The sequence below is a fragment of the Acetobacter sp. DsW_063 genome (genome assembly GCF_002153745.1).
Classification (GTDB): domain Bacteria; phylum Pseudomonadota; class Alphaproteobacteria; order Acetobacterales; family Acetobacteraceae; genus Acetobacter.
The window spans coordinates 1-6,070 of sequence record NZ_JOPL01000124.1 but is presented as its reverse complement, the minus strand read 5'-3'; the positions used below and the strand labels follow the sequence as shown (position 1 = coordinate 6,070).

8 protein-coding genes and 1 pseudogene are annotated in these 6,070 nt (G+C 64.2%); all 9 read left to right on the top strand.

Features of this window, described 5'->3' with window-relative positions:
• Positions 1-669: phage head-tail connector protein (locus HK28_RS13095; RefSeq protein ID WP_233140547.1), on the top strand; the 669-nt coding region annotated here is incomplete at its 5' end.
• The gene (locus HK28_RS13090) at positions 666-989 is read left to right on the top strand and encodes a hypothetical protein (RefSeq protein WP_086644983.1); all 324 of its coding nucleotides are present in this window, start codon (positions 666-668) and stop codon (positions 987-989) included. The genes HK28_RS13095 and HK28_RS13090, both read left to right, overlap by 4 nt.
• Complete coding sequence (locus HK28_RS13085) at positions 989-1,426, top strand: hypothetical protein (protein WP_086644982.1); 438 nt, start codon at positions 989-991, stop codon at positions 1,424-1,426. Before HK28_RS13090 ends, HK28_RS13085 begins: the two co-directional genes overlap by 1 nt.
• Positions 1,423-1,872, top strand: coding sequence for a hypothetical protein (locus tag HK28_RS13080; RefSeq protein WP_086644981.1), 450 nt, complete (start codon positions 1,423-1,425; stop codon positions 1,870-1,872). The genes HK28_RS13085 and HK28_RS13080 overlap by 4 nt, the downstream gene beginning before the upstream one ends.
• A 66-nt stretch (positions 1,873-1,938) precedes the next feature.
• A complete protein-coding gene (locus tag HK28_RS13075; RefSeq protein WP_233140546.1) occupies positions 1,939-3,180 on the top strand; it encodes a phage tail tube protein in 1,242 nt (413 codons plus the stop codon).
• Positions 3,181-3,244: 64 nt separating this feature from the next.
• Positions 3,245-3,682, top strand: a complete 438-nt coding sequence (locus HK28_RS13070; RefSeq protein ID WP_086644979.1) for a hypothetical protein — start codon at positions 3,245-3,247, stop codon at positions 3,680-3,682.
• 113 nt (positions 3,683-3,795) lie between these two features.
• The gene (locus HK28_RS13065; RefSeq protein ID WP_233140545.1) at positions 3,796-4,083 is read left to right on the top strand and encodes a hypothetical protein; all 288 of its coding nucleotides are present in this window, start codon (positions 3,796-3,798) and stop codon (positions 4,081-4,083) included.
• Positions 4,084-4,087: 4 nt separating this feature from the next.
• Entirely contained in the window at positions 4,088-4,726 is a 639-nt protein-coding gene (locus tag HK28_RS13060) for an HK97 gp10 family phage protein (protein ID WP_086644977.1), read from the top strand.
• 1 nt (position 4,727) lies between these two features.
• Positions 4,728-6,070 (top strand): annotated as a pseudogene (locus tag HK28_RS13055) (phage tail length tape measure family protein); the annotation flags it as partial.

Below are 6,070 nucleotides of genomic sequence, written 5' to 3'. Positions count from 1 at the left end.
GGTCGGACCATGAGGCGGACAACGCCAGTCGGTCCGCCTGCGCCGGACGCGCCGCTGGCGTCTCTGGCCGACCTCAAGGCGGATCTCGGGATCTCTGATGCGTCGCAGGACGCAAAACTTGCGCTGTTGCTGCAGGACGCGTCGTCCATGGCGCTCGCCTATGTCGGTCGTCCGCTGATCGATCGGGCGTGGCGCGACGTGATCGAAATGGGGTGCGACGCGCGTCGGTCGGATCTTGTTCTGGGCCGTTATCCGGTGTCGGCCGTCACGGGGCTTTCGATCGGCGCGACGGCGCTCGACGCGGACACGGTCGCGGCGCTGGCGATCAATCCCGAGGCGGGCATCCTCTACCCGCCTGACGACGGGCCTGCGCGTTGCTGGCTGGCGGCGCGCTACGTCGTGACCTATCGGGCGGGCTACACGCTCGAAAGCGTCGCGGCGGACGGGACCACCGTTGTTCGCGGGACGTTGCCAGCCTCGATCCAGCGTGCGGTTCGCCTGACGGCGGCGGCGCTGTGGCACGGGACTGGTCGAGATCCGTTGCTCAAATCCGAAAGCGAGCAGGGCGTCGGATCGACCAGCTGGGACACGTCCGCAACAGCGAGCGGCGGCATGCCGCAGGCGGCGGCGGACATTCTGGACGCGTATCGCCCGGCGGGCGTGGCATGACGTGGCGCACGGAGCGGCGACGACGTCAGATCGCGGACAAGGGACGCATGATGCGCCTCATGCGGGCGGATCAGTCGCAGAGCGTCAGCGTCATGGCCTACGCGCCGCCGCCGCAGGCCTCGCAGCTGGCGGACAGCGTCGCAAAGGCTCCTTTCGTGGCGCAGATCGGGGCCGATGAGGTCACGGCGGCCGCCTGGACGCCGAAACGGAGCGACAGGGTCGAGGACGGTCCGAAAACCTACACGCTCACTGATGCGACGCCCGTCTATGACGGGCCGACCATCTGCGGATGGACGCTTATCGCTGCAGGAGGGAACTGATGATATCCGCAACTGTGTGGAGCGACGCCTATGCGCGCGCATCCGCTGTCGCGGCGCGGATGGGACTTCCGCTGATCGACCCGCTCATACAGACGACCGAAGACCTGCCGGACGCCTTCTGGGCGTTTCCTGTCGGCGCCGCCTCGTCTGACCGCATGGGCGCAGGGGACGCGGAGAACGAGGAAGCCGGCCAGATCCTGCTGGTCCTGATGATCCCGGTCGGGTCCATGAGCACGCCCGATGCGCTCACGCATTGTCAGGCGATGTCTGCGGCGTTTCGCGCGCCGGTCGGAAATCCGTCGACGCCGCTTCCAAACGGCCTTGTCTATGACGGGCAGGATTTCGATCCGCCCGATCTCAACGAAACAGGGAACCGATACGCGATGACCCTGAGGGTCGCCTACCGCTTCCAAAGCATTATGGAGACGACATCGTGAAATTCTTCGCTCTGATCGAGACCGCCGCCGGATCCGGTCACTACGCGCTTGGCGCGTCGGTTATTGAAGCCGACAGCACAGGCGCCGCACTGACGCAGATCGGCGCAGGCGTTGGCGCGGGCCTGTGCTACGGCGCGTGGCCCTATCGTGAATTGCGGGGCCTTCCTGCCTTTGCTGCCCCTGCTGCTGATGAGGTGGGCAAAGCCTATACCGTTCTTGCGCAAGCGACGGGCGCGGATCAGCTGTTCGTCGCAGACGGACAGACCCTGACGTCGACGCTGTGCGACGCGTCCAACCTTTGCCTGTCGATGCAGGCCTATATGGGATTTCGTGTCGGGCTGATGCCTGTCGGTGAGGCGCCTGTCGCAAAACCGTCGACGTCCGGCGGCTCAACAGATGCCGGCACGCCAGACGCGGGTTCCCCGGCCAGTGACGCCAAAGGCTGACGCTCTCCATCTTTCCTGATCCCGAAACAGGGCCGCCTCGTGCGGCCTTTTTTTATGAGGTTATTCATGGCGACTTACACCGGAGCGACATCCGGCCTCGCGGCAGGCGTGCAGACGAACGACACCAGTCTGGATTTTGCGCTTGAGACGACATACGGGACGGCCCCCGGCGGCAATTATCAGGCCTTGCGCTTTACAAGCGAGACGCTGGCCAGACAGGACAGCACGTCACGTCCGGACGAGATCAACGCTGTCAGGGAAGTGTCGCAATCCGTGCTGACGCAGGTCTCGGCGTCAGGGACGATCTCCGGTCCGCTGGCGACGGGGTGCTTCGATGATTTTCTCGCCGGCGTGACCGGCGGGGACTGGATGACCCCCAGCCAGATCATTGCATCAGGCAGCATTCTGATGACTGCAGTCAGTAATGATACGTTTAAAGGTGGTATGGGTTCGCTGCTCATTTCTGGCAGAGATCTTTCCGGTGTTCCGCAGAGCGGGGTCGTCTCCATCATCGATACGACCAGGTCGTTTTCGAAAATGTTGCCATACTTCAATATAGTCGGCGGAAACACGCTGATTTTCCAAAAAGGGTCATTTGACGAGCTCATCAGTAACGGTGAATCCGCTTACGCGCTCAGTAACGGCTCATTCGTTGAGTTTGGCGGATTGCGTAACGGGAATATCGACAAGACGTTCACGATCCGAAAAAAACTGCTCAGCGGGTTTCAGCTGTTTACCGGGTCGCTCGTCAATCAGGTGCAGATCCAGTTGCAGCAGGGGCAGTTCGGCTCGGTGAGCGCCGACCTCACCTGCGGAAATATGACGCGCAGCACGACGGACAACGCTGCGGCTATTCTTGTCGCACCTTCGGGCGTTGTGCATGATTCGATCTCCGGGTTTCTCGGCCTGACGATCAACGGCGTCGCCCCGGCCGGTTGCGTGACGCAGGCGACGATCACGCTCTCGCGCGACGGCTCCGGCAACGATTACGGCATGGGTCACGCCGACGCCTGCGGCGTGCGGTCGGGCTCGTTCATGGCGGCCGGGTCGATCGAGTTCTATTTCCGAAGCTGGGATCAGTTCGATCAGATGACGGCGGGCACGCAGGGGCCGATCATGATCAGGAGCGTCGACGGTGCAGGCGACGGATACGCTTTCGTGTTCCTCAACGCTGCGCTGCGCAATGGAAAGAATCCGGTTTCCGGGAAAAACCAGACCGTCAAGGCGACTTTCGACATCGAAGGAAATCCAGCCGCGGGCGGCGGAACATTCGCGATTTTCCCTCTCACGGGAACAGCGACGAACTGACGCGACGTCAAGGGCGTAACGTTTCTCGATCTTCTTCTACTTTACTCAAAGCGATAGGTATATCATGGCCAGACTCACTACCTTCACCCGCAACGCCACCTCGGTCGCCCAAGGGGCTCCCGTTGTCGTCGGTCCGGAAGGGGATTCCTTCACGATCACGACGCGCGGTTTTACGGACGCTTACGTCGACCGGCTCTGGGCGCTGCGGCGCACGGCGACCATCCGCTACAACACAGGGCTTTCGGCAAATGAGACTCCTGTCAGCCCTGACGCCCTGCCGCCTTCGATCGAAGACGGCTGCGTCGCGCAGGCGATGGCCGAGAAATGTCTGATCGGCGTGGACGGTCTGGACGGAGACGATGGGGCTCCGGTCACGATCGAGCAGTTTTGCGAGCTGATCCAGCATCGTGAAAACCGTCCGTTGCTTGCGCTCGCCATGCAGGCGGCGGGATCTGTCGGCCGCGCCACCAAGGCGCTGCTGGAGAGCGCGGAAAAAAACTGACCGACGCGCTCGTCTGGGCGATCGAGGACGCGCCGCTGGTCGCGCCTTACGGTGATACGATCCTTCCGGCGGATCACCCGAACTGGGATGCGGTGGATGCGCAGGCGCGCCGTGTGGACGTGCTGCCCGCGTATCGGCTGCCGTGGCGGTGCTGGCATGAGATGGCCGGGCATCGCCGCCACATGGTCGAGATCTACGGCGGCGGCATGGGCGCTATTCGTGGGGTTTCCCGCCCGCAGCCATTGCCAGTTCTGGCCGTGCTGGCGTGGTGCGACGCGCAGGATCTCGACGGAGACGAGCGCGATTTTGTGGTTCTGATGGTCAAGGCCATGGACCGGGTTTTTCTGGACCTGCGCGGGCGTCAGATCCGCGCCGAACTGGACCAGATTTTCAGGAAATAGCGACATGGCGGTCAGCGGCACGTTTCAGCGCGACATAAGGCTGTTCGTGGATCAGACGCTGTCGCCGGCCGCCCTGTCGGCGCATCTGGCCGAGGCGGCCATCGCCGCGCGAGAGGCCGTCATCCTCGCAGGCGACGCCCCTGACAGTTACACGACGTTCGTCGACGGGACGCGCGGCCGCGCCGAGATCGCGGTCCGGCCTGACGGGGTCATTCTTTACGAGTTCAATTATCTGCCGCAGGCGGCGATCTTCTGCGTCGAGCAGGCGATGCGCCGCTCGCCCGCGCGAACTGGACGCTACCGGCGCAGCTGGGCGGTTGTCGTCAATGGCCGGGTCTGGAGCGGCGACCTGTCGCGCATCGCGCCGAGATCGGAAGTCATGATCGTCAATTCCCGGCCCTATGCGCGCAAGATCGACACGGGCGCCATGCGGACGATCGGTCGCGGCGTGGTCGAGGCGGTGCGTCAGCAGGCGCTGCGCATGTTTCCGACGCTGACGGTCGCCCGCAAGTTCGTCGTCATTCCGCCGGGCCTGATCGACGGCGCTCCGTGGGTGCTGCGCAACAGCAAGGGCCGCGCGCGTGATCGTCAGGCCGGTCAGCCCATCACGTATCCCGCAATCGTTCTGACGGAAAAGGTCTGACATGCCCTCAATTTCGGATATGCGGGTCGCCTATGACAGCGACGTCGCCGCGAAGGCCAAGGCTGACGCCGATGCGCTGAACAGCGCGGGAAACGCCGCCGAGACTCTGGACAAGAAAATCACGTCCACGACGAAAAGCGGCGCGGCGTTCGTCAACCGTTTCGACGACGTCACCCGTACGGCGAAAGCGGTCGAGCGTGCGCAGCGCGATCTCGACGCGGCGCAGGACGCGCTGAACAAATCCATGGCCAATGGCAGCGTCACCGCCGAACAGGCGCAGCGTACGCTGCAGACGCTGGGCGACCGCGTCACTCAGGCTACGGCCAGGCATGAGGCGGCGACGGCGGCGCAAAAGACGCTCGCGCAGGCGACGGAGAGCGTGACGACGGCGGCCGAGCGCAATACGGCGTCCGTCAAGCTGCAGTCCTACCAGATCGCGCAGATCGCCGATGAATTTCACAAATGGGTCGATCAGGTTCTCTCTGGCGGCTCGGCGATCACGGCGACGACGTATCAGCTGCCCAACATGGTGCAGGCGATGGGCGGCGTCGGCAACGCGGCAAAAGTCGTCGGCGGCTTTCTGGCTGGACCGGGCGGCATCGCCGTGGCTGCGGCGGCTGCTGGCGTCAGCCTGTATGAGATGGCGTCGCACGCGGAAACGGATCAGGAGAAGTTCGCCGCCCTGTCCACGCAGCTGCGGGCGACGCGCACTGACGCGATGAGCATGGCCAGCGCGATCACGTCCGCGTCCGACAGTCTCAAGGGGATGCCGGGCTGGGATGAGGCCAGCGCGCGGACGGCGTCGCAGGCGATTGGCGGAACCTATGATTTTTCCGGCAATTCGTCGGACATCACGGCGCTTGCGGGCGTCGCGCGTGACGCTGGCGCCGTGTTCGGCTCGCTGGAGGACGGGCTGAAAGCCGTGCAGACGGCCATGACCGACCCGCTCGCCGAGATCCGCGATCTCTACCAGCGCCATCTGCCGGGCGTGAACGCGCAGCTGGTGGATCAGGTGCGGGATCTGGAAGCGGCCGGAAAGCAGGGCGAGGCGTACGCCCTCGTGATGGAGCATCTGACTGACGCGGTTAAGAACGCGCATGAAGAAGGCCTGACGCCGTTTCAGCGGGCGATGGAGGATCTGAACAAGGCGGCGTCGCCACTGCTCGACACGCTGGAGAAGCTGGCGACGGGCATCGGGACCAAGCTGCTGAACGGGGTCACGTCTCTTCTGAACCTGCTGCCGCACAGCGACGCGGCCAGCCAGAGCGCGTCCGGAACGCATGTCGTCACGAATCTGTCCAGCGGCACGCTGGGGATCATGCAGATCAATCCGGCCTACAGCTC